The sequence below is a fragment of the Pseudomonas khavaziana genome (assembly GCF_036704165.1).
Taxonomy (GTDB): Bacteria; Pseudomonadota; Gammaproteobacteria; order Pseudomonadales; family Pseudomonadaceae; genus Aquipseudomonas; species Aquipseudomonas khavaziana.
In genome coordinates this window covers 3,650,651-3,672,160 of the sequence record NZ_CP129946.1, presented here as the reverse complement: position 1 = coordinate 3,672,160, position 21,510 = coordinate 3,650,651, and the positions used below count along the sequence as shown (strand labels likewise).

General features: G+C 62.4%; 20 protein-coding genes. 11 read left to right on the top strand and 9 right to left on the bottom strand.

From position 1 onward, the window contains the following. Positions 1-4: 4 nt before the first annotated feature. The 3 genes from QYQ93_RS16250 to QYQ93_RS16240 all read right to left on the bottom strand — a co-directional run bounded on the left by QYQ93_RS16250 (position 5) and on the right by QYQ93_RS16240 (position 3,585). Positions 5-1,828, bottom strand: coding sequence for a serine hydrolase domain-containing protein (locus QYQ93_RS16250; RefSeq protein ID WP_338475043.1), 1,824 nt, complete (start codon positions 1,826-1,828; stop codon positions 5-7). Positions 1,829-2,172: 344 nt separating this feature from the next. Then, the gene (locus QYQ93_RS16245) at positions 2,173-2,661 is read right to left on the bottom strand and encodes a GFA family protein (RefSeq protein WP_043050932.1); all 489 of its coding nucleotides are present in this window, start codon (positions 2,659-2,661) and stop codon (positions 2,173-2,175) included. A 33-nt stretch (positions 2,662-2,694) separates the two neighbouring features. Continuing rightward, positions 2,695-3,585 carry a LysR family transcriptional regulator gene (locus QYQ93_RS16240; RefSeq protein ID WP_338475042.1) on the bottom strand — a complete coding sequence of 297 codons (891 nt, stop codon included), beginning with the start codon at positions 3,583-3,585 and terminating at the stop codon, positions 2,695-2,697. 270 nt (positions 3,586-3,855) lie between these two features. Here QYQ93_RS16240 and QYQ93_RS16235 point away from each other — a divergent pair, with 270 nt between their 5' ends. The 8 genes from QYQ93_RS16235 to dctM all read left to right on the top strand — a co-directional run bounded on the left by QYQ93_RS16235 (position 3,856) and on the right by dctM (position 12,544). Then, positions 3,856-4,674: an FAS1-like dehydratase domain-containing protein gene (locus QYQ93_RS16235; protein WP_338475041.1), complete on the top strand. Its 819-nt coding sequence runs from the start codon at positions 3,856-3,858 to the stop codon at positions 4,672-4,674. 28 nt (positions 4,675-4,702) lie between these two features. Next, positions 4,703-5,866, top strand: coding sequence for an acyl-CoA dehydrogenase family protein (locus tag QYQ93_RS16230; protein ID WP_338475040.1), 1,164 nt, complete (start codon positions 4,703-4,705; stop codon positions 5,864-5,866). A 10-nt stretch (positions 5,867-5,876) separates the two neighbouring features. Continuing rightward, positions 5,877-7,226, top strand: a complete 1,350-nt coding sequence (locus QYQ93_RS16225) for an MmgE/PrpD family protein (protein WP_338475039.1) — start codon at positions 5,877-5,879, stop codon at positions 7,224-7,226. Between the two features lie 10 nt (positions 7,227-7,236). Next, positions 7,237-8,430 (top strand): CaiB/BaiF CoA transferase family protein, encoded by a 1,194-nt coding sequence (locus tag QYQ93_RS16220; RefSeq protein ID WP_043050927.1) that lies wholly within the window; start codon positions 7,237-7,239, stop codon positions 8,428-8,430. 15 nt (positions 8,431-8,445) lie between these two features. Next, entirely contained in the window at positions 8,446-9,264 is an 819-nt protein-coding gene (locus tag QYQ93_RS16215) for an HpcH/HpaI aldolase/citrate lyase family protein (protein ID WP_043050926.1), read from the top strand. A 220-nt stretch (positions 9,265-9,484) separates the two neighbouring features. Next, complete coding sequence (locus QYQ93_RS16210) at positions 9,485-10,468, top strand: TRAP transporter substrate-binding protein (protein ID WP_338475038.1); 984 nt, start codon at positions 9,485-9,487, stop codon at positions 10,466-10,468. 163 nt (positions 10,469-10,631) lie between these two features. After that, on the top strand, positions 10,632-11,264 hold the full coding sequence (locus QYQ93_RS16205; protein WP_217882710.1) for a TRAP transporter small permease: 633 nt from the start codon (positions 10,632-10,634) through the stop codon (positions 11,262-11,264). Further along, positions 11,264-12,544, top strand: a complete 1,281-nt coding sequence (dctM, locus tag QYQ93_RS16200) for a C4-dicarboxylate TRAP transporter large permease protein DctM (protein WP_043051820.1) — start codon at positions 11,264-11,266, stop codon at positions 12,542-12,544. The genes QYQ93_RS16205 and dctM overlap by 1 nt, the downstream gene beginning before the upstream one ends. 119 nt (positions 12,545-12,663) lie before the next feature. On the opposite strand, the gene ampC is transcribed toward dctM, so the two are convergent. After that, positions 12,664-13,806 carry a class C beta-lactamase gene (gene ampC / locus QYQ93_RS16195; RefSeq protein ID WP_338475037.1) on the bottom strand — a complete coding sequence of 381 codons (1,143 nt, stop codon included), beginning with the start codon at positions 13,804-13,806 and terminating at the stop codon, positions 12,664-12,666. A gap of 130 nt (positions 13,807-13,936) precedes the next feature. On the opposite strand from ampC, the gene QYQ93_RS16190 reads away from it, so the two are divergent. Continuing rightward, the gene (locus QYQ93_RS16190; RefSeq protein ID WP_043051818.1) at positions 13,937-14,809 is read left to right on the top strand and encodes a LysR family transcriptional regulator; all 873 of its coding nucleotides are present in this window, start codon (positions 13,937-13,939) and stop codon (positions 14,807-14,809) included. 152 nt (positions 14,810-14,961) lie between these two features. Here the strand turns inward: QYQ93_RS16190 and yghX are convergent, their stop codons facing one another. From yghX to QYQ93_RS16175, 3 genes are read right to left on the bottom strand one after another with little or no spacing between them, the layout of a single operon-like run. Next, positions 14,962-15,849, bottom strand: coding sequence for a YghX family hydrolase (gene yghX, locus QYQ93_RS16185; RefSeq protein WP_043051782.1), 888 nt, complete (start codon positions 15,847-15,849; stop codon positions 14,962-14,964). A 43-nt stretch (positions 15,850-15,892) separates the two neighbouring features. Next, positions 15,893-16,387, bottom strand: coding sequence for a PaaI family thioesterase (locus QYQ93_RS16180; protein ID WP_043051783.1), 495 nt, complete (start codon positions 16,385-16,387; stop codon positions 15,893-15,895). A 51-nt stretch (positions 16,388-16,438) separates the two neighbouring features. Further along, positions 16,439-17,329, bottom strand: coding sequence for a DMT family transporter (locus tag QYQ93_RS16175; protein WP_338475036.1), 891 nt, complete (start codon positions 17,327-17,329; stop codon positions 16,439-16,441). A gap of 89 nt (positions 17,330-17,418) precedes the next feature. Between QYQ93_RS16175 and QYQ93_RS16170 the strand changes: the two genes are divergently transcribed. After that, positions 17,419-18,744, top strand: a complete 1,326-nt coding sequence (locus QYQ93_RS16170) for a PLP-dependent aminotransferase family protein (RefSeq protein WP_043051785.1) — start codon at positions 17,419-17,421, stop codon at positions 18,742-18,744. A gap of 7 nt (positions 18,745-18,751) precedes the next feature. Here the strand turns inward: QYQ93_RS16170 and QYQ93_RS16165 are convergent, their stop codons facing one another. Next, a complete protein-coding gene (locus QYQ93_RS16165; protein WP_043051786.1) occupies positions 18,752-19,183 on the bottom strand; it encodes a nuclear transport factor 2 family protein in 432 nt (143 codons plus the stop codon). Positions 19,184-19,340: 157 nt separating this feature from the next. Here QYQ93_RS16165 and QYQ93_RS16160 point away from each other — a divergent pair, with 157 nt between their 5' ends. Continuing rightward, positions 19,341-19,556, top strand: coding sequence for a DUF6434 domain-containing protein (locus QYQ93_RS16160; protein ID WP_338475035.1), 216 nt, complete (start codon positions 19,341-19,343; stop codon positions 19,554-19,556). 134 nt (positions 19,557-19,690) lie between these two features. Here QYQ93_RS16160 and QYQ93_RS16155 read toward each other — a convergent pair whose 3' ends face one another. After that, on the bottom strand, positions 19,691-21,400 hold the full coding sequence (locus QYQ93_RS16155; protein ID WP_338477268.1) for an amidase: 1,710 nt from the start codon (positions 21,398-21,400) through the stop codon (positions 19,691-19,693). Positions 21,401-21,510 lie beyond the last annotated feature (110 nt).

Sequence of the window (21,510 nt, the reverse complement as noted above, 5' to 3'; positions counted from 1 at the left end):
CTGGTTAGAAATTCAGGGGGGTGTGGGGGGAATGCGTACGTTTGAAGGAGTAGCCCGAAGCACTCAGGCCGTTGATCTGGCGGCTGACGGTGTCGCCCAGGCCGTAGCCGCTGCCGGCCAACACCGCATGGGCGTTGTCCACGGGCAGCAGGATGTAGTCGGTCAACGGTTCGTCATGCAATTGGCCGCGGATCACCAGGAAACCTTCTTCCAGGCGCACGCTGATGCCGCTCAATGGTGCGTCGGGTTCGTGGGTGTTAAGCACCTGATAGGTGCCGATGGTGTCGGCCCAAACCGTGGACAAAGGCGGCGCTTCAATGCGCTCGCCAATGGCGATGCGCTGGCCGTGGCTGCGCGCGGTGAGTATCTGCCGGCCTTCTACTTTCACCACATCAAGCTGGATGCGGCCCAGGTCGCCCAGGTCCTTGAGCCAGAAACCGAGTACCTTTTTCTGCGCACGCAGCCAGCCTTGGTCATCGCGCAATAGCTCGAAATCATAACCGGCCAGTTCACCGAACAAGCGCTCATGGTCATCCTTGATGCGGAACACTCCCCAGGCGGTCGCGTAGAACCCGCCCAGGCGTTTGCGGTCAACGGCTGCCGGTACCTGACGCAGCTTGAGGCCGTGGCTGGGGGCCTGGCAGTCGTCGGCGCAGACGGGTTTGCCGGTCTGGGCCTCAAGCATCAGGCGCAGGCTGTCGGTGGACAGCGACACCACCATCTCTTCGGCATTGCTGTCGTTGGCCATGATGATCACGGCCAGTTGCTGGTCCGGCAGCAGGGTCAATTGCGCGGCGAAATCGTCACCGCCACCGCTGTGCTGATAGGTGCGCACGCCCGGACCAATCGGCTCGTCACCGCAGGGCGCCAGGAACCAGCCCAGGCCCATCTGGCAGTCGAAGTCCAGGGCGTTGCCGGTGTTTTGCTGGGTGAACATCGCGTCAATCGATGTGCTGTCCAGCACCTGGTTGCCTTTGTAGCTGCCCTTGGCGAACAGCATCTGCACATAGTGGCTCAGATCCTTGGGGCTGGCCCACAGGCCGCCGGCGGCGAGGTCGCGCACCTGCGCATCGGTGCTCGCGTTGCCGTCCTCATAGCCTAGGGCGCGAAAGCTCAAGTGCGCGCCGGTGCCGAGGAAACTGGACTGGTTCATCTGCAAGGGTTTGAACAGGCTGCTTTGCAATTGCGCTTCGAAACTTTTGCCGCTGCTGCGTTCGATGGCGGCGCCCACCAGTGAATAACCGAGGTTGGAATAAGCCACCTGGGAACCTGGCAGGCTGCTCAGCCACACGCCCGATACGCGCATCGGCATCTGCCCCATGGCGTAGGTGCTGTGCAGGTCGCGCAGATGTTCGCTGGGCAATCCGGACTGATGGCTGAGCAAACGCCGCAAGGTGATCGCACGATCAGCCTCGGCCTGGTCGCTATGAAAGCGTGAGCGTACGTAGAATTCGCGCAGGGTTTGCTGGATCGGCGCATCCAGTGCCAGGCGTTGTTGCTCTACCAGTTGCAATGCCGCGGTGGCGGTGATCAGTTTGGAGATGCCGCCGGCACGAAACGCCGTATTGGGCGTGACCGGCACGCCCTGGGCCTTATCGGCCAAGCCAAAGCCACGGGCCCAGATCAGCTCCTGGCCGTTGACCAGGGCAATTGACAAGCCAGCTACGTTTTCCCTCGCCATGTCCTTGGGAATGCGGGCTTGCAGATAACGGATGATCGCGCCGTAATCGCCTTTTTGAATCGCCGGCGGGGCAGGTGGCTGCGAGTGGCAACCGATACTGCCCAGCAGGCAACCCAACAGCGGAATACCGCGCAATCTGCGAAACATGGAAGAGCACCCGATTGGTATTTGGATGCTCGAATGCTAGGGCTGCGGGGGCCAACAATCTTTGAGTGCTTTGTCGGGAAACTGTCAAAGACTGTTAACGGCTACTGCTCCACATTACTTGAGTATGGCGCAACACCTGTGGGAGGGGGCTTGCCCTAATGCCAGTCAGTTAAGCGGTCATCGCCTTCTGTAGGAGCGAGCTTGCTCGCGAAAAACGTCAACGATAACGCGTGTTTGCTGAATGAACGCGGCGCCTGTAAGTTTTTCGCGAGCAAGCTCGCTCCTACAAAAGAGCCTTAACTGACTGGCATTAGGGCTTGCCCTCCCACATTTTCAAACCTCTATTAACCCACAAGTCCCAAACGCTCATGCCAATCGGCAATCGATTCATCAGGGTATTCATCGAACCGCAAGTCACCCTTGCGCACACTGACCTCCACCCACGGCGCCTTGGAGCCCAGCATCAGGTGCGTGTGTTCCGGCGGCACCGGCAGCGGCGTGTCGATGGCCGAGGCAAACGGGTGGATCAGCTCCGGCCACTGCGGGCTGAACAGCCACAGGCCGCTGCCGCACCGGGAGCAGAAATGCCGCTCGGCGCTGCTCGCATGGGCACGGCTGGCGCCCTCGGGCTTGAGCTTGGCGTGGTAGATGGAAATCTGTTTGCGCCCGCGTACCTTCAAGCTCTTGGCGTCACCGCCCAGGTTGATCGCGTATCCGCCGCCGCCCTGGGTCTTGCGGCAGATCGAGCAGTAGCAGCGCTGGTAAGGGTAGGGGTGGGCGCTGGTCAGGCTGAATGTCACAGCGCCACAATGGCAGGATCCTTCGAGTTGCATGGGGCGTCTCCTCTGGCAAGGTGACGTTCAAGCTTAGGCGTTTTCCGGCATCAAGGTAGCGATCAGTGCGCGAATGGTCCCCGGCAGCGCCTCCAATTCGCGCACCAGGATGCTGCGTTCGCGAATTGCCCAGGGCTCGTCCAGCTTCACGGTCACCAATTGCATGGTGCGGCTATGGCGCAGGGCGGCCGACTCGGGAATGATACCGATGCCCACCCCGGCCTCGACCATCCGGCAGATCGCTTCGAAGCTCGAAACCTGGATGCGCAGCGACAAGTGTTTGCCCAGGCGCTCGACGTGTTCGCGCAAAAAGCTCAACAGCGTGCTGCCTTCATGCAGGCCGATATGCTGGTATGCCAGGGTCTGCTCCAGGGTGACCGACGGCTGGTCTGCCAGGGGATGCCCGACCGGCACCATCAGCACCAGTTCATCGGTGCTGAAATGCAGCACTTGCAAACCCGACGCTTCTACGGGGCCGGCAATGATGCCCATGTCACTGGTGCCATCGAGCACGCCGCGCACGATATCCCGGGACAGGCGCTCCTGCAGGTCAACGGTCACCCCCGGCCGCTGGGACAAAAAGCCCGCCAGCACTTCCGGCAAGAACTCGGTGACCGCCGTGGTGTTGGCGAAGATGCGGATATGCCCGGCCGAATCCACGCCGTATTGGGTGAACTCGCTTTTCAGGTAATCGACCTGGCGCATGATCAACCGGGCGTGGTGCAACAGGCGTTCGCCTGCCGGGGTGATCTCCACCCCACGGCTGTCGCGGTACAACAGGCGGGTGTCGAGCTGGCCTTCCAGGGCCTTGATTCGCGCACTGGCGGCGGCCGGCGAGAGGAACGCCCGCTTGGCGCCCTGGGTCAGGCTGGGGGATTCGGCGATATGGATAAACAGGCGCAGGTCGGCGAGATCAAAATGCATAAAAACTCCGGATAGGAACACCAACCTCATCACCATGAAAATCCAAGGTGGGAGGGGGCTTGCTCCCGATAGCGGTGTATCAGCTAGCACATTGGGTACTGACCCACCGCCATCGGGAGCAAGCCCCCTCCCACATTGGGGATGCGGCGTTTTTTTGTAAGTTGGCGTTCAGCATAACCGAACGCTGGATTATTGAAATGCAAATTCTCAGAACGGCCAGGCCCTTGCATGATCGGCAGCAGATACCCACTGCCTGAGGATCTGCACCCGATGAGTGCCACTGATTGGATCGGCCGAAGTGAAACCGCCCACGACCACCTGAGCCATAACCTGCTCAAGCGTATCGCCGCTACGTTGGGCGAAAGCGTGCCCGCCGAGGGCGAAGCCGTTGCGCCACTTTGGCAATGGTGCTTCTTCCAGGACCCACTGCCGGAATCGGCCTTGGGCAGCGACGGTCATCCGGCCCGCGGCGGCTTCCTGCCGCCGGCCGATAATCGCAATCGCATGTGGGCCGGTGGGCGTATCGAATTCCTGCACCCGCTGCGTGCCGGCGAGGCGGCCACCCGTGTGTCGACCATCACTCAGGTCGAAGAAAAGGCCGGGCGCACCGGCGTGTTGCTGTTTGTCACCGTGCGCCATGACTACTCCCAGGACGGTCGTCTGGCGATCCGCGAGGAACAGGACATCGTTTACCGCGAACCCACACCGCCCAAGACCGGCAGTGGCGATGCCCTGGCCCAGGGCGAATGGACGGAGACGGTCGAGCCGACGCCCACCTTGTTGTTCCGCTACAGCGCCGCGACCTTCAACGGCCACCGCATCCACTACGACTACCCCTATGTCACCGGTACCGAAGGTTATGCCGGCCTGGTGGTGCATGGCCCGCTGATCGCCACCTTGAACCTGCGGGCGTTCTGCCGGGCGCATCCCGACGCGACGCTGCGCCGTTTCAGCTATCGCGGCGTACGCCCATTGATTGCGCCGCAACCGTTTGAGGTGGGCGGGCGCATCTGCGCACCCGGGGTCGCAGAACTCTGGGCCGGCAATGCCGAAGGCCTGGCGCAGACCGCCCAGGTGCATTTCGAATAATCCAAGAACAACAGGCGGAGAGCCGTTAATGAACCCCCATGACAATGAAGAACTCAATGCCATCCGCGAAGGCGTGCGTGCCTTGTGCGCCGAGTTCGATGCCGCCTACTGGCGCAGTGTCGATGAACAAAAGGGCTTTCCCGAAGCCTTCGTCAAGGCGCTGACCGACGCCGGTTGGCTGTCGGCGATGATTCCCGAGGAGTACGGCGGCTCCGGCCTGGGGCTGGCCGAAGCCTCGGTGATCCTCGAGGAGGTCAACCGCTGCGGCGGCAATTCCGGCACCGTGCACGGCCAGATGTACAACATGTTCACCCTGTTGCGTCACGGCAGTGAGGCGCAGAAACGCTTCTACCTGCCCAAGCTGGCCAGCGGTGAGCTGCGCCTGCAGTCGATGGGCGTCACCGAGCCGACCACCGGCACCGACACCACCAAGATCAAGACCACCGCGATCAAGCGTGGCGACAAGTACGTGATCAACGGTCAGAAAGTCTGGATCTCGCGGGTGCAGCACTCCGACCTGATGATCCTGCTGGCGCGCACCACGCCCTTGGCCGAGGTGAAGAAAAAGTCCGAAGGCATGTCGATCTTCCTGGTCGACCTGCGCGACGCCATCGGTAACGGCCTGAGCGTGCAGCCCATCGCCAATATGGTCAACCACGAGACTAACGAACTGTTCTTCGACAACCTGGAGTTGCCCGCTGACAGCCTGATTGGCGAGGAGGGCAAGGGCTTCAAGTACATCCTCGATGGCCTGAATGCCGAGCGCACCCTGATCGCCGCCGAATGCGTCGGTGACGGTCGTTGGTTTATCGAAAAGGCCAGCGCCTACGCCCGCGACCGCGTGGTGTTTGGCCGGCCCATCGGGCAGAACCAGGGCGTGCAGTTCCCGATTGCCGAGGCCCATATCGAGATCGAAGCGGCCGACCTGATGCGCTGGCGCGCCTGTGAGGAATACGACAGCGGCAAGCACGCCGGGGCCAGCGCCAACATGGCCAAGTACCTGGCGGCCAAGGCGTCCTGGGAAGCGGCCAACGCCTGCCTGCAAACCCACGGCGGTTTTGGCTTTGCCTGCGAATACGACGTGGAGCGCAAATTCCGCGAGACCCGCCTGTACCAGGTGGCGCCGATCTCCACCAACCTGATCCTGTCCTACGTGGCCGAGCATTTGCTCGAACTGCCACGTAGCTTCTGAGGGCCTGAGCATGCGTGATACCCAGGCCCTGTGCCGTTTCCTCGCCGATCTGACGTACCAACAGGTGCCCGAGCCGGTACTGGCGCGCATCGAAGAGCTGTATCTGGATTGGCTCGCTTCGGCGTTGGCCAGCCGGGGCGCACACCCGATTCCACTGTTCGAACGCTATGCGCAGAAGATGGGGCCGAGCAGCGGAGCGGCCCAGGTGATCGTCAACGGCACCGGCACCAGCGCGTATTTTGCCGCGTTGGTCAACGCGGCCTCATCCCATCTGGTGGAGCAGGATGACCTGCACAACAGCTCGGTGCTGCACCCGGCCACGGTGGTGTTTCCTGCCGCTTTGGCCGCTGCCCAGGACCTCAACAAGTCAGGCCGCGAGTTGTTGTTGGCCTCGGTGGCCGGTTATGAGGCTGGGATTCGCATCGGTGAATTCATGGGTCGCTCCCACTATCGCATCTTCCACACCACGGCCACGGTCGGCACCTTGGCGGCGGCGGTCGCGGTGGGCAAGTTGCTTGATTTCAACCAGGAACAGTTCATCAACCTGCTCGGCAGCGCCGGCACCCAGGCGGCCGGGCTGTGGGAGTTCTTGCGCGATGCCGCCGACTCCAAGCAACTGCATACGGCCAAGGCCGCGGCGGACGGCTTGCTGGCGGCCTATCTCACCGCCGATGGCTTGACCGGCGCACGCAATATCCTGGAAGGCGACCAGGGCCTGGCGGCGGGCATGTCCACTGATGCCGAGCCAGGCAAATTATCCGCCGGCCTGGGCAGCCGTTGGGCGCTGGTGGAAACCTCGTTCAAATTCCACGCTTCCTGTCGCCACACCCATCCAGCCGCCGATGCGCTGCTGGCGGTGATGCAGCGCGAAGGTTTGAGCGCGCTACAGATTGCTCGGGTACAGACCCGCGTGCACCAAGGCGCCATCGATGTGCTCGGTCGAGTGACGGTGCCGACCACGGTGCACCAGGCCAAATTCTCCATGGGCACCGTGCTCGGCCTGATCGCCGTGCATGGCAAGGCGGGTCTGCCTGAATTCCATGAACTGGCGTTGAACGACCCCGCTGTCGCGGCCTTTCGCGACAAGGTCAGCATGACTCTCGACCCCGAGGTCGATGCTGCTTACCCGCAACGCTGGCTGGGCCGCGTCACCGTCACCACCACCGATGGCCGCACGCTGCACGGCGCCATCGACGAGCCCAAGGGCGACCCAGGCAACAGCCTGAGTCGCGCCGAACTGGCGGACAAGTTCCAGCGCCTGACCCATTTCAGCGGTGCCCGCACACCGGCCCAGGCCAATGGCCTGATCGAGCAGGTGTGGAACCTGCGTCACACCGCGTCCATGGCCCATTGGCTTTGAGGGATTTGTCATGAGTAACCAACGACCGCTGGACGGCATTACCGTCGTCAGCCTGGAACACGCGATTGCCGCGCCATTCTGCACCCGCCAACTGGCCGATCTCGGCGCCCGGGTGATCAAGGTCGAGCGCCCCGGTGCCGGTGACTTTGCCCGGGGCTATGACGAGCGCGTGCGTGGCCTGGCGTCGCACTTCGTCTGGACCAACCGTTCAAAAGAGAGCCTGACCCTGGACCTCAAGCAGGACGAGGCGGGCGCCATTCTCGAGGCGTTGCTCGCCGATGCCGATGTGCTGGTGCAGAACCTGGCCCCCGGCGCGGCGGCGCGCATGGGCTTGTCGTTCGAGGCGCTGCATGAGCGTTTCCCGCGGCTGATCGTCTGTGATATTTCCGGCTACGGCGAAGGCGGGCCCTACGAGAAAAAGAAAGCCTACGACCTGTTGATCCAGAGTGAAGGCGGCTTTCTCTCGGTGACCGGTGGCCCGGGTGACGAGCAAATGGCCAAGGCCGGTTGCTCCATCGCCGATATCTCCGCCGGCATGTACGCTTACAGCGGCATCCTTTCGGCGCTGCTGCTGCGTGGCAAGACCGGCAAAGGCAGCCGCATCGACGTGAGCATGCTCGAAAGCCTGGTGGAGTGGATGGGTTACCCGATGTACTACGCCTTCGACGGCGCGCCACCGCCACCGCGTGCCGGCGCGGCGCATTCGACGATTTACCCCTACGGGCCGTTTCCCACCGGTGACGGCAGTACGGTGATGCTCGGGTTGCAGAACGAGCGTGAGTGGGCGGCGTTCTGCGACAAGGTATTGCTCACCCCTGCGCTGGCGACGGACGAACGTTTCAGCGCCAATTTCAAGCGTTCGGCCAACCGCGACGCGCTGCGCCAGATCATTGTCGCAAGCTTTGCCCAGTTGGACGCCGAGGCGCTGATCCAGCGCCTGGAGCACGCGCAGATCGCCAGCGCCCGGGTCAACGATATGCAAGGCGTGTGGGACCACCCGCAACTCAAGGCCCGTGACAGCTGGCGCGAAGTCGACAGCCCGGCCGGGCCGTTGCCGTCGCTGTTGCCACCGGCCCGCAATGCCGCGTTTACCCCGCGCATGGATGGCGTGCCGGCTTTGGGACAACACAGCCAGGGCATCCTCGACAAGCTGGGTTATTGCGCTGACACCATCGACAGCCTGCGTGCACGCGGCGTTATCTAACCAGGAATTTCAGCGATGCCAAAGCCCCTAGTACGTTCAGCGTTATTTGTGCCGGGCAGCCGCCCGGAGCGGTTTGCCAAGGCCCTGGCCAGTGGCGCCGACGCGGTAATCGTGGATTTTGAAGACGCAGTGGAAGAGCCCCTCAAGCGCCAGGCCCGGGACAACCTGGGGGCGTTTTTGCACGCCCATCCCGGGGCCCAGGTGTGGGTGCGTATCAATGCGCCGGAGCACGCCGAGCATTTTGAGGATGTGGCGTTCTGCAAGGCCCATGCAAATGTCGCGGGTGTGCTGCTGCCCAAGGTCGAGAGCGCAGCCCAGGTCGCCGTGGTGGCTGCCACCGGCAAACCCATCTGGCCGATCATCGAAAGCGCTCGCGGCTTGTTGGCCGTGGCCGACATTGCCCATGCGCCGCTGGTGCAGCGGCTGTCGTTCGGTGGCTTGGACCTGGCCCTGGACCTCAACCTGAGCAGCCATTCCCGCGCCGCTGAGTTTGCCCTCGACCAGGCGCGCCTGGCGCTGATCGTGCATTCGCGCGCCGCCGGGCTGGTCGCACCGCTGGACGGCGTACACCCCGCCATCGACGACCCCGAGGGCCTGCGCCGCTCGATCCGGCATGCCTATGAAATGGGTTTTGCCGGGGCGTTGTGTATCCATCCCAAGCAGGTTCCGGTGATTCACCAGGCGCTGGCGCCCAGCGCCGAAGACTTGGCCTGGGCCAAGCGCGTGGTGGAGGCCGGTGCCCATGGGGCAGGGGCGTATCAGATTGATGGGCAGATGGTGGATGCGCCGGTGCTGTTGCGCGCGCAACGGCTGCTCACTGGCGAAACCGAATAAAAACTGTGGGAGCGGGCTTGCTCGCGAATGCGGTATGCCAGGCGCCGAATCGTTGACTAATCCACCGCATTCGCGAGCAAGCCCGCACACATTAGAACATCAGCGCTTAATAGGCCCGCGTTCGGCCAGGCCGAACGCAGGTATCTAAAATTCGAAATTCTCAACACGCATCACATCAGGCACCTTGCCTGACAACACAACAATAAGAAGGTGATTTCCCATGCTCAAGTTTTCTCGGGCGCTGCTGTGCGCCGCCACCTTGTTTGCCGCAGGCCTGGCCCAGGCGGCGGACCCGATTGTGATCAAGTTTGCCCATGTGGTCGCCGAAAACACCCCCAAGGGCCAGGGCGCGCTGCTGTTCAAAAAACTTGCTGAAGAACGCCTGCCCGGCAAGGTCAAGGTAGAGGTGTACCCCAACTCATCGCTGTTCGGCGATGGCAAGGAAATGGAAGCGCTGTTGCTGGGCGATGTGCAGATGCTGGCGCCGTCCCTGGCCAAGTTCGAGCACTACACCAAGCAAGTGCAGATCTACGACCTGCCGTTCCTGTTCAACGACCTGGCCGCGGTCGACCGTTTCCAGGCCGCCGAGGGCAAGCAGCTGCTGACCTCGATGCAGGACAAGAACATCCTCGGCCTGGCCTATTGGCACAACGGCCTCAAGCAGCTCTCCGCCAACAAGGCCTTGCATGAACCCAAGGACGCCCGTGGCCTGAAGTTCCGCGTGCAAGCCTCCAGCGTGCTCGAGGAACAGTTCAAGGCGATCCGTGCCAACCCACGCAAGATGAGCTTCGCCGAAGTCTATCAAGGGCTGCAGACCGGCACCGTGAATGGCACCGAGAACACCTGGTCGAACTATGAAAGCCAGAAGGTCAACGAGGTGCAGAAATACTTCACCGAATCCAACCACGGCCTGATCGACTACATGGTGATCACCAACGCCAAGTTCTGGAACGGCCTGCCGCCGGATATCCGCAGTACCCTGGAGCAGATCATGGCCGAGGTCACCGTCGAGGTAAACAAACAGGCCGAAGCGCTGAACCAGTCGTCCAAGCAGAAGATCATCGACGCCAAGACCAGTGAAATCATCGAACTGACTCCAGAGCAACGTTCCCTTTGGCGCGAGGCCATGCGCCCGGTGTGGCAGAAGTTCGAAGGCGAGATCGGGGCTGACCTGATCAAGGCGGCGGACGCTTCCAACCAGTAATCCCCAGGGTGTACTGAGATCCAATGTGGGAGGGGGCTTGCTCCCGATAGCGGTGGATCAGAGGCAGATCTGCAAGCTGACACGCTGCTATCGGGAGCAAGCCCCCTCCCACATTTCGGGCAAGTTCCACCCTGGTATTTCATTTGCCTCGCGAGGTTTTGCCATGCAAACGCTAAGGCGCGTCTGGGAGCACCTGGAGGAAGGCTTTATTGCCTTCCTGCTCGCCGCCATGACCCTGGTGACATTCGTCTACGTCATGCTCAACAACATCTACACCCTGTTCTTCGCCCTGGCGGATAAATGGGCCTGGAGCAGCAATTTCTTCAACGCCCTGGGCGATGGCACCATGACCTGGGCCCAGGACATGACCTGGAGCGTGGCGCTGACCAAGGCCATGTTCGGCTGGCTGATTTTCTTCGGCATTTCCTACGGTGTACGCACCGCCGGCCACCTCGGCGTGGACGCATTGGTCAGGCTGACCAAGCGCCCGGTGCAACGCCTGCTCGGCCTGCTCGCCTGCCTGTGCTGCCTGGCCTATGCCGGGTTGTTCATGGTGGCCAGCTACAAGTGGGTGAGTGCGGTGATGACCGCGCATATCGGCGCCGAAGACCTCGACCAGTTCGGCATCGATGTGGGCGACATCGTGGCGATCGTGCCCATCGGCTTTGCCTTGGTATTCATCCGCTACCTGGAAATTTTCTATCGCATCTTTACCCACCGCCAGGTCGGGTTGGGGCTGGCCGACGAGGCCGGTGAGGCCAGCAAGTTGGCCGGCAGCCATGAGGAGCGTCACTGATGGCCGTGCTCTGTCTGTTTCTGCTGTTGTTTGTGTTCATGTTCCTCGGCGTGCCGATTGCGATTTCCCTGGGGCTGTCCGGTGCGGTGTCGATTCTGATGTTCAGCCAGGACTCGGTGAGTTCCCTGGCGATCAAGCTGTTTGAAACCTCCGACGCCTACACCTTCCTGGCGATTCCGTTCTTCCTGCTGTCCGGCGCGTTCATGACCACCGGCGGCGTAGCCCAGAGGCTGATCGACTTCGCCAATGCCTGTGTCGGCCACATCCGCGGCGGCCTGGCGATTGCGGCGGTGCTGGCCTGCATGTTGTTTGCGGCGCTGTCCGGCTCGTCACCGGCCACGGTGGCGGCGGTGGGCTCGATTGCCGTGGCAGGCATGGTGCGTTCCGGTTATCCGAAGGAGTTTGGTGCGGGGATCATCTGCAACGCCGGGACCTTGGGGATCCTGATTCCGCCGTCAATTGTGATGGTGGTGTATTCGGCGGCGACCGAAACCTCGGTGGGCAAGCTGTTCATGGCCGGGGTGATCCCGGGACTGTTGCTGGGCCTGATGCTGATGATCGCGATCTACATCGTCGCACGCATCAAGAAATTGCCGGCGCAACCACGGGCGACGTTCCGCGAGTGGCTCAGTTGCGCCCGCCGGGCTTTCTGGGGCCTGTTGCTGTTGGTGATCATCCTCGGCGGCATCTACAGCGGCATGTTCACCCCCACCGAAGCGGCGGCGGTGGCGGCGGTGTATTCGGCGTTTGTGGCGCTGTTTATCTACAAGGACATGAAGCTGCGCGACTGCCCCAAGGTGCTGCTGGAATCCGGGCGGTTGTCGATCATGCTGATGTTCATCATCGCCAACGCCATGCTGTTTGCCCATGTGCTGACCACTGAGCAGATTCCCCAGGAAATCACTGCGTGGGTGATCTCTGAAGGGCTAACGCCGATTGGTTTCTTGATCATGGTCAACGTGGTGCTGCTGATTGCCGGCAGCTTCATGGAGCCCTCGGCCATCGTGCTGATTCTGGCGCCGATCTTCTTCCCGATTGCGATGAAGCTGGGCATTGATCCGATTCACCTGGGCATCGTGATGGTGGTGAACATGGAAATCGGTCTGGTGCATCCACCGGTGGGGTTGAACCTGTTTGTGACCTCGGCGGTGACGGGGTTGACCCTGGGGCAAACCATTCGCGCGGCGATGCCGTGGCTGATGATCCTGTTGGTGTTCCTGATCATGGTCACTTATTTGCCGTTCATTTCCCTCGCACTGCCGCAGTGGCTCGGAATGTAAACGCAGTCAAAAATGTGGGAGGGGGCTTGCTCCCGATGAGGGAGTGTCAGTAGTGCATCTGTAACTGAACCACCACCATCGGGAGCAAGCCCCCTCCCACAGGGCTTTTGTGTTCGGAGTTATTTATCCAGCGCACTCAAGATCGCGTGCGCCACCTTCACCCGCTCGGCATTCGGGTAGTTGCGGTTCGCCAGGATCACCACGCCCATGTCCTTGCTTGGCACATACGCCACATACGCACCAAAGCCGCCAGTGGAGCCGGTCTTGTTGTACAGCACGTTGGCCGGTTGCGCCTGGGCCGGGCTCAGCCAGTTGACCTTGTGCGGCTCCATCGCCATCGGCGTGGAGTTGCCGTCGATCAAAGCTTGCAGGGTGATGGGGTAGGGGTAGCGTTCCCAACCCAGGCCCTGGGTCATTTCGTTGACCCTGTAGTAGCCGGCGTGAGTGGCAGCGATGGCTTGTTGCAGGGGCTGTTCCAGGGTCTGCGGGTGCATGTTGGCGATCACGTAGCGAGCCAGGTCCTGGCTGCTGGTCTTGATGCCGTAGGCTTCGCTGTCCAGGGCGCCGGGGCTCACGCGTACGGGATTTTGCTGCTTGTCATAGCCTTGGGCATATTGGCCGGCTTTGTCGGCACGCACGCGGACATAAGTGTTGGTCAAGCCCAGCTTGGGCAGCAGGGTCTTCTCCATCGCGACGTTGAATGGCTGCCCCAGGCTTCGCGCTGCCAGGTAGCCGAACAGGCCGATACTGGGGTTGGAATACAGACGCTGTTCACCCGGGGCATACGTGGGTTTCCAGTGCTGGAAGTAGCTGAGCATTGAGGCTGCACGGTCGGCGGCGTCCGGAAACTGCAGCGGCAGGCCTCCTGGGGTATAGGTCGCCAGTTGCAGCAGGCTGATGCGGTCAAACGCGCTGCCGGCCAGGGCGGGCAAGTGTTGGCTGGCCATATCCGACAGTTTGAGCTTGCCGGTGGCCTGGGCATACCCGCCGAGGGTGGCGGTGAAGGTTTTACTCACCGAGCCTATTTCGAACAGGGTGTCTTCGGTTACCGGGGCCTGGGTGTCCTTGGCAGCGACGCCGTAGTTAAAGTATTGCACCTTGCCCTTGTTGACCACGGCCACCGACAAGCCCGGGATAGCTTGCTGCTGCATCAAGGCTTTGACGTTGCTGTCCACGACCTGGCGTATATCGACGGCGGCCATGCAACTACCAGACCCCAGCAATAACGCGGAAACCAGCAGTGTTTGTAAGTTGCGCTTCATGGTGACTCGCTTCCATGTAAAAGAGTGATGACGATCAGAACCTGCGCAGGCGTGGCAAATCTAGGTGGATTTCAGGACGCGGGCAAACGATGATATCTCGCACCAGCCATTAGAAAAATTGGGGTAAGCCTTGCTGCGTTCCCATCTGCCGCTCAATGCCCTGCGTGCCTTCGAAGCCTCGGCGCGCCATTTGAGCTTTACCCGTGCGGCCATTGAGCTGTGCGTGACCCAGGCGGCCGTCAGCCATCAGGTTAAAAGTCTCGAAGCCCAACTCAATGTTACGTTGTTCAAGCGCTTGCCTCGGGGCCTGATGCTCACCAGCGAAGGCGAAACCCTGCTGCCGGTGCTGCGTGATGCCTTTGATCGCATTGCCCTGACGTTGGGCCAGTTCGAGGGCGGGCATTACCGTGAAGTGCTGACGGTGGGGGCGGTCGGCACCTTTGCGGTGGGCTGGCTGTTGCCACGCCTGGCGGATTTCCACAGTCGCTACCCGTTTATCGACCTGCGCCTGTCCACCCACAACAACCGCGTGGATGTGGCCGCCGAAGGCCTTGACTACGCGATCCGCTTTGGCGCCGGCGCCTGGCACGGCACCGATGCATGCCCATTGCTGGAGGCGCCGTTGACGGTGTTGTGCGTACCGCAGATTGCCGAGCAACTGCACAGTCCGGCGGACGTGTTGAAGCACACCTTGCTGCGCTCCTACCGTGTCGATGAGTGGAGCCTGTGGTTCCAGGCCGCCGGCTTGCCCTTTGACACGCGGGTGCCGCGCAGTATCGTGTTCGACTCCTCGCTGGCGATGATGGAAGCCGCCCTGCAAGGCAGCGGCGTGGCCCTGGCGCCGGCGCTGATGTTTTCGCGGCAGTTGGAGAGCGATGTGTTCCGCCAGCCGTTCCAGGTAGGAATTACGACTGGCAGCTATTGGTTGACCCGTTTGCAGTCGCGCAATGAGACATCGGCGATGCTGGCGTTCAAAGGATGGTTGCAGACCAGTGCTGCCTGATGTGGGAGAGGGATCGCCCTCTGTAGGAGCGAGCTGGCTCGCGAAAAACGTCAACGATAACGCGTGCTTCCTGAATCAACGCGGTGTCTGTGAGTTTTTCGCGAGCCAGCTCGCTCCTACAAAAGCCTTAACTGATCGGCATTAGGGTGCTGTCAGGCGAGGTATTTGTGGAACCATGCCAGGGTACGCTCCCAGGCGAGGTTCGCTGCCGCTTCGTCATAGCGCGGTGTCGAATCGTTGTGAAAACCGTGGTTGGCACCTTTGTAGATATACGCTTCATAAGTGGTGCCGGCGGCTTTCAATGCCTGCTCATACGCCGGCCAGCCCTCATTGATTCGCGTATCCAGCTCACCGTAATGCAGCATGATCGGCGCCTTGATGCGCGGTACATCCTTGGCATCGGGTTGGCGCCCGTAGAACGACACCGCCGCGCCCAGTTCCGGGTAGGCCACCGCCGCCGCATTGGTCACGCCGCCGCCATAGCAGAACCCGGTGATGCCGACCTTGCCGGTGCTGCTGTCGTGGTGCATCAGCCATTCGATGGCGGCGAAGAAGTCGTTCATTAGCTTGGTCGGGTCGACGGTCTGTTGCAGTGCCACGCCTTTTTCGTCGTTGCCGGGGTAGCCGCCGACCGAGGTCAGGCCGTCCGGGGCCAGGGCGATAAAGCCGGCCTTGGCCAGGCGCCGGGCAACGTCTTCGATATAGGGGTTCAGGCCACGGTTTTCATGCACCACCACCACGGCCGGCAGCTTGCCGGCGACCTTGGCCGGGCGCACCAGGTAGCCGCGCACCGTGCCGTTGCCCTTGGGCGACGGGTAGGTGATGTAGTCGGCGACGATGTCCGGGTCGGTGAATTTCACTTGTTCGGCCAGGGCGTAGTTGGGGCTAAGGGCTGCCAGCAGCGCCGAAGCGGTGAGGCCGCCGAAGGTGAACAGCGCCGCACGGTCGAGAAATTCGCGGCGGTTGAGCTTGCCGTGGGCGTAGCCGTCGTAGAGCTCCAGCAGTTCGGGGGCGAAGTCCTTGGCGGTGAGACGGGTCATTGTGCAGTCCTCGGTCAGCGGTTGCAGTCACTGTAGACCAGGATCACGTCTCGCGACCATGGGCGGCCGCGGCCAGTTGGCCGGTGTCGACGCGCACGAACACCGAGTCGCCGATGGCGGTGAGTACATCGCCGGCATACACCTCGCAAACCACGCGGCTTTTGCGTCCAACCTCGCCTTCGACCCGGGCACGCAGGGTCAGGGGCACACCCATGGGGGTGGGCTTGATGAATTTGATACCGAGGTTGCCGGTGACGCAGTCAATGCGCGGCAGGCTGCCGGGTTCACGTTGCTCGGCGCGGTAGTGGTAGGCCATGGCGGTCCAGTTGGAATGGCAGTCCACCAGCATGGCGATCAGGCCACCGTAGACCAGGTCTGGCCAGCCGCTGTATTTAGCCTCGGGCTGATGCTCGGCGATGACGTGCATGCCATCGTCGGCCCAGCGGCTCTTGATGTGCAGGCCGTGGGGGTTGCTGCTGCCGCAGCCGTAGCAGATGCCTTCAGGCGCGGTGGTGTCCTGCAGAGATGCGCGGTGCATGTAGAGTCCTTGTTGTTCTTGGGGCGACGCCTCTGTTTAGCAGGCCCCGCGTCAGCGAGCAAACTTCTTCGCCCCGACCACGCAGCCGATCACCGCCACCGTCACCAGTACCATGCCCAGGCTGACCTGTTCGTGCAGCAGGCCCGCCGCCAGCGCCAGGCCGAAGAAAGGTTGCAGCAATTGCAACTGGCCGACCGCAGCAATACCGCCCTGGGCCAGGCCGCGATACCAGAACACAAAGCCGATCAACATGCTGAACAGCGACACGTATCCCAGGCTCAGCCACGCCGGCAGGCTGATGCCATTGAAGGACGAAGGCGCCAGCAGCAGGCTCAGCGGCGCCACCACCGGCAGCGACACCACCAACGCCCAGCAGATCACCTGCCAGCCGCCGAGGCTGCGCGACAGTTTGGCGCCTTCGGCATAACCCAGGCCGCATACCAGCACCGCCAACAGCATCAATAAGTCGCCCGCAGGAGCGGCGCTCAAGCCTTGGGCCAAGGCATAACCCATCACCAACAAGCTGCCCAGGATCGAAAACAACCAGAACACCGGCCTGGGCCGCTCGCCGCCACGCAGCACGCCGAACACCGCCGTGGCCAATGGCAGCAGGCCGATGAAGACGATGGAGTGGGCCGAGGTCACGTATTGCAGGGCCAGGGCCGTCAGCAGTGGGAAGCCGATCACCACGCCCAGGGCGACGATGATCAGCGGTGCCCATTGCTGGCGGGCCGGGCGTTTCTCCTTGAACAGCCACAACAGGCCTATGCCCAGCAAGGCGGCGAGGGTTGCGCGGAGCATGGTCAGGAATACCGGGTCGAATTCCATCACCGCCAGGCGCGTGGCCGGCAGCGATCCGCTGAAAATCACCACGCCGATAAAACCGTTGATCCAGCCTTGGGTGCTGCTATCCAGGGGGCCGAGGGGGGAGGTGCGTTCCATGAGGGACTGTCCGGAAAAAGGAGGTTGCGTGTCGGCTATCCTAGGCTCGAAGATTAGGGCAATCAAAAAATTGTCATGGATACAGCCCTATGCCCCGTGCCCGCTACAAGTCGCTGGTCGATACCTTCGCCGAGGCCATTCGCAGCGGCCGGATGTCACCCGGTACGCGCCTGCCCACCCACCGACAATTGGCCGCCGAGCATGGCTTGGCGCTGGTGACTGCCAGCCGGGTGTACAGCGAGTTGGAAGCCATGGGCCTGGTCAGTGGCGAGACCGGGCGTGGCACCTTCGTGCGCGAGATTGCGTTGCCGCCGGGGCAGGGCAGTGGGCAGATGACGGTGGCGGCGGGCCTGCTGGATCTGAACTTCAACTACCCGTCCTTGCCGGGCCAGGCCGAACTGTTGCGCACGGCGTTGCGTCAACTGGCGCTGTCCGGCGACCTGGAGGCGCTGCTGCGTTACCAGCCCCATGCCGGGCGTGTGCATGAGCGCGCCGCTGTGGCGCGACACTTGTTGAACCGAGGGCTGGCGGTGGATGCCGAGCAAGTGCTGGTGGTCAGCGGCGCCCAGCATGGCTTGGCGGTGACCCTGATGGCGTTGCTCAAGCCTGGGGATGTGATCGCGGTGGATGCGCTGACCTACTCAGGCTTCAAGGTGCTGGCTGAAACCCTGCATCTGGAAATTGTCGCCATCCCGGTCACCGCCAGCGGCCCGGACCTGGATCACCTGCACAACCTGTGTCGCAGGCGTCCGGTACGTGCGGTGTACAGCATGCCGACCCTGCATAACCCGCTGGGCTGGGTGCTGAGCCTGGAACAGCGCGAGCGCTTGGTGGCAGTTGCACGGCAGCACAACCTGATGATCATCGAAGATGGCGCCTACGCGTTTCTCGCCGAGGACGCACCCGCGCCGTTGGCAACGCTGGCCCCGGAGCGCACGGTGTATATCGGCGGGTTGTCCAAGAGCGTCGCCACCGGTTTGCGCGTTGGTTTTATCGCTGCGCCGTCGGCCTGGGTGAACACGTTGGAACGCACGATCATGGCCACCACCTGGAACGTACCGGGGGTGATGAGTGCGATTGCGGTGGCCTGGCTCGAAGACGGTACGGTGGCGCAACTGGAGGCGCAAAAGCGCGACGATGCCCAGGCCCGCCAGGTGTTGGCGGCGCAGGTGCTGGCGGGGGTGAGGTATATCAGCCATCCGTCATCGTATTTTTTGTGGTTGCCACTGGCGGAGGATGCGCGCGCCGATCAAGTCGCCATGACCTTGCAGCGCGACGGCGTCTGCGTCTCCACCGCCGAGCCTTTCGCGGTCTCGGCCCAGGTGCCCCACGCACTGCGCCTGGCCCTTGGCTCGGTGTCGATGGGGCAGTTGCGTGAAGCCCTGGTGAAGGTGCGCAAGGTGGTGGCGTGGTGACCTGTCCTCAGTATTTGTAAGCCTGGCGCCCGATCAGCAGCCATTTGCCGTGTTGCTTCTGCCAGACCTGGAAGTTATCGATGTCGGTGGGTGTATCCACGCCACTGTTCACCGCCAAGGCGTGGAAGTGGTTGCGCACCAGAGCGGTATCGCCACTGAGGGTAATGGTCTGGTTTTGCATCTCCAGGGTCTTGAAGGCGCTGGTATGGGATTCCAGATCGGCGATGAATTGCGCCTTGTTCTGCACCTTGCCGCTGGAGTGGCCGTAGGTGAGCTTGTCGGACGTCAATGCGTGAAGCTGCTTGAGGTCCAGGTGCAGCATGGCTTGGGTCAATTGATCGACTGCCTGGGCCACGTCCTTTTCTGCGGTAGCAGGCGCGGCGGCGACATAGCCGCAGAACAGGCACAGAAAACCGATCAGCACTTTGAGCTTGGGCATGGGTGTTTCCTTGTTTTTGTTGGGGTGGACACGACGAGGTATGTCGTCGTACAACCATGCATTAGTTTCGACGGAGAAGGAAAGTGAAATTTTGCAGCGGTGTGATGTGATTAGAGGTTAGGGTGGGTAAACACGCCTCCATAAGCCAAGGTGCAAAATGGACTTTGACTGGCATAGCGACCGTCTCACCCGCGCTACACCCGTGACTCCAAACTACAAAAACACTCAGAACGTCCGCCGTTTCATGCTTGAGCAGTGCGGGCCGACGTTCAAGTTCAACCGTCCATTCATGGCATGGATACGCAATGGCGCCCCCAAGACTATGGGCGATGTGGTGGACGAGTGGCGGCGTCGCGAGGCTGCGCGCTCCTGAGCCACGGTGCTTGATGTGAAAATACGCTCAAAATGTGAGAGGGGGCTTGCTCCCGATAGCGGTGTGTCAGTACCCGATGTGCTGACTGAACTGCCGCTATCGGGAGCAAGCCCCCTCCCACAGTTGAATTGCGTTTAGCTGGCTGCCAATGGTGGCGTACGCGGCGGGATCATCCGTTTACTGCCGGTGGCTTCGAATGCCGAGGCAAAGCGCAGCAGTGCCGAATCGTCATAGGCCCGCCCGGCAAACGTCAGCCCTACCGGCATGCCGATATCCGCCATTACGCCCATCGGCACGGTGACGGTGGGCACGCCCAGGTGGCGAATCGCGAGGTTGCCGTTGGCTACCCACACGCCGTTGCTCCAGGCGATGTCGGCAGACGCTTCGTTCACATCGGCATCCGCCGGGCCCACATCGGCCACGGTCGGGAACAGCACGGCGTCGAGGCCGAGGTTGTCCATCCAGTCTTCCAGGTCGATGCGCCGGGTTTGCTCAAGGCCACGCAGGCCTTCGGGCAGGGTGCCGATCTGGTCCCATGGGGTGATGCCGCGTTGGGCCATGCGAACGTATTCGTCCATGCCGGCGGCCAGGTCGTCTTCACGGTTGGGCAGGGTGCCGGGGTCGTGGGGGAAGATCTTCGGCCCGTCCACATCGGCCAGGCGGTTCAGGCTCGGGTCACCGTTGGCGCGCAGGAAGTCGTCGAACGCCCAGGCGGACAGCTCCCACAACTCATCGTGGAGAAACTCCTTGGATACCAGGCCACGGGTGAACACCGTCGGCGCGCCGGGGCGATCGCCTTCGCAGTTGGACACCAGCGGGAAATCCACTTCGATCACTTCGGCACCCGCCGCTTCCAATGCCTGTCGCGCGGCTTGCCACAACTCGATCACCGTGGCACGGGTGTGGATTTTTTGCCCGGTCGGCCCGCCGATCCCCGGTTTTTCGCTGGTGCCAGCATCCGGGTCGGCATTGATGTACATGCGCGGCACGCCAAAGCGTTTGCCGGCCAGGCTTGCGCTGCCGGTCGCCAGGGCAGCGTACGACGCTGGGCGCACCGACGTGACGCCGGGGATCGGCACCCAGGGCTGCAGGCGCCACAGGTCGCCGCGCTTGTCAGGGTCTTCGGCCACCACCACATCGAGCACTTCGAGCAGGTCGGCCATGGTGCGTGCATAGGGCACTACCACGTCCATGGTCGGGGTCAACGGCCAATTGCCGCGCACCGAAATCACGCCACGGGAGGGCGTGTAGGCACATAGGCCATTGTTGGAGGCCGGGCCGCGACCGCTCGACCAGGTTTCCTCGGCCAGGCCAAACGCCGCGAAGCTGGCGGCAGTCGCGGTGCCGGCACCATTGGAGGAGCCGGAGGCAAACGGCGCGGTGAGGTAGTCGGCGTTGTAGGGGCTTTCGGCGCGGCCATACACGCCACGCTGCATGCCGCCATTGGCCATCGGCGGCATGTTGGTCTTGCCCAGGCAGATGGCGCCGCCGGCACGCAGGCGCTCGATGGTGAAGGCGTCACGCTGGGCGACCAGCTTGGCAAACGCGGGGCTACCGGACGCAGCCGTCAGACCCTTGACCAGATAGCTGTCCTTGGCGGTGTAGGGAATGCCATCCAGCGGCCCCAGGGGCTGGCCCTTGGCACGGCGTGCGTCAGAGGCTTCGGCTTCCTTGAGGGCGTCGGGGTTGCGGACCACCACGGCATTCAATGCGGTGGCGGTGTGCGGGCCATCGTAGGCATCGATCCGCGAGAGGTACGCCTGGACCAGTTCAACTGCCGTGGTCTGACCGGCTTCCAGCGCAGCGCGCAATTGGGCAATGGAGACTTCAGTAACTTGCATCAGGTTTTTTTCGCCGCCTTCAAGTGGGGGTATGGCGGCAGTCTACGTACAGATATTTCACAAAACCAGCGTGGCATGCTCCGGGTAGGCGGCGTGCATGATTGGCCAGATGA

Excerpts from the sequence above, each read along its gene's own strand:
- QYQ93_RS16230 (WP_338475040.1), top strand. The coding sequence starts at position 4,703 with ATGAACCCCCATGACAATGAAGAACTCAATGCCATCCGCGAAGGCGTG.
- QYQ93_RS16250 (WP_338475043.1), bottom strand. The coding sequence starts at position 1,828 with ATGTTTCGCAGATTGCGCGGTATTCCGCTGTTGGGTTGCCTGCTGGGC.
- yghX (WP_043051782.1), bottom strand. The coding sequence starts at position 15,849 with ATGACCCGTCTCACCGCCAAGGACTTCGCCCCCGAACTGCTGGAGCTC.
- QYQ93_RS16215 (WP_043050926.1), top strand. The coding sequence starts at position 8,446 with ATGCCAAAGCCCCTAGTACGTTCAGCGTTATTTGTGCCGGGCAGCCGC.
- QYQ93_RS16205 (WP_217882710.1), top strand. The coding sequence starts at position 10,632 with ATGCAAACGCTAAGGCGCGTCTGGGAGCACCTGGAGGAAGGCTTTATT.
- QYQ93_RS16235 (WP_338475041.1), top strand. The coding sequence starts at position 3,856 with ATGAGTGCCACTGATTGGATCGGCCGAAGTGAAACCGCCCACGACCAC.
- QYQ93_RS16165 (WP_043051786.1), bottom strand. The coding sequence starts at position 19,183 with ATGCCCAAGCTCAAAGTGCTGATCGGTTTTCTGTGCCTGTTCTGCGGC.
- QYQ93_RS16180 (WP_043051783.1), bottom strand. The coding sequence starts at position 16,387 with ATGCACCGCGCATCTCTGCAGGACACCACCGCGCCTGAAGGCATCTGC.
- QYQ93_RS16245 (WP_043050932.1), bottom strand. The coding sequence starts at position 2,661 with ATGCAACTCGAAGGATCCTGCCATTGTGGCGCTGTGACATTCAGCCTG.
- QYQ93_RS16225 (WP_338475039.1), top strand. The coding sequence starts at position 5,877 with ATGCGTGATACCCAGGCCCTGTGCCGTTTCCTCGCCGATCTGACGTAC.
- QYQ93_RS16210 (WP_338475038.1), top strand. The coding sequence starts at position 9,485 with ATGCTCAAGTTTTCTCGGGCGCTGCTGTGCGCCGCCACCTTGTTTGCC.
- dctM (WP_043051820.1), top strand. The coding sequence starts at position 11,264 with ATGGCCGTGCTCTGTCTGTTTCTGCTGTTGTTTGTGTTCATGTTCCTC.
- QYQ93_RS16170 (WP_043051785.1), top strand. The coding sequence starts at position 17,419 with ATGCCCCGTGCCCGCTACAAGTCGCTGGTCGATACCTTCGCCGAGGCC.
- ampC (WP_338475037.1), bottom strand. The coding sequence starts at position 13,806 with ATGAAGCGCAACTTACAAACACTGCTGGTTTCCGCGTTATTGCTGGGG.
- QYQ93_RS16240 (WP_338475042.1), bottom strand. The coding sequence starts at position 3,585 with ATGCATTTTGATCTCGCCGACCTGCGCCTGTTTATCCATATCGCCGAA.
- QYQ93_RS16160 (WP_338475035.1), top strand. The coding sequence starts at position 19,341 with ATGGACTTTGACTGGCATAGCGACCGTCTCACCCGCGCTACACCCGTG.
- QYQ93_RS16220 (WP_043050927.1), top strand. The coding sequence starts at position 7,237 with ATGAGTAACCAACGACCGCTGGACGGCATTACCGTCGTCAGCCTGGAA.
- QYQ93_RS16175 (WP_338475036.1), bottom strand. The coding sequence starts at position 17,329 with ATGGAACGCACCTCCCCCCTCGGCCCCCTGGATAGCAGCACCCAAGGC.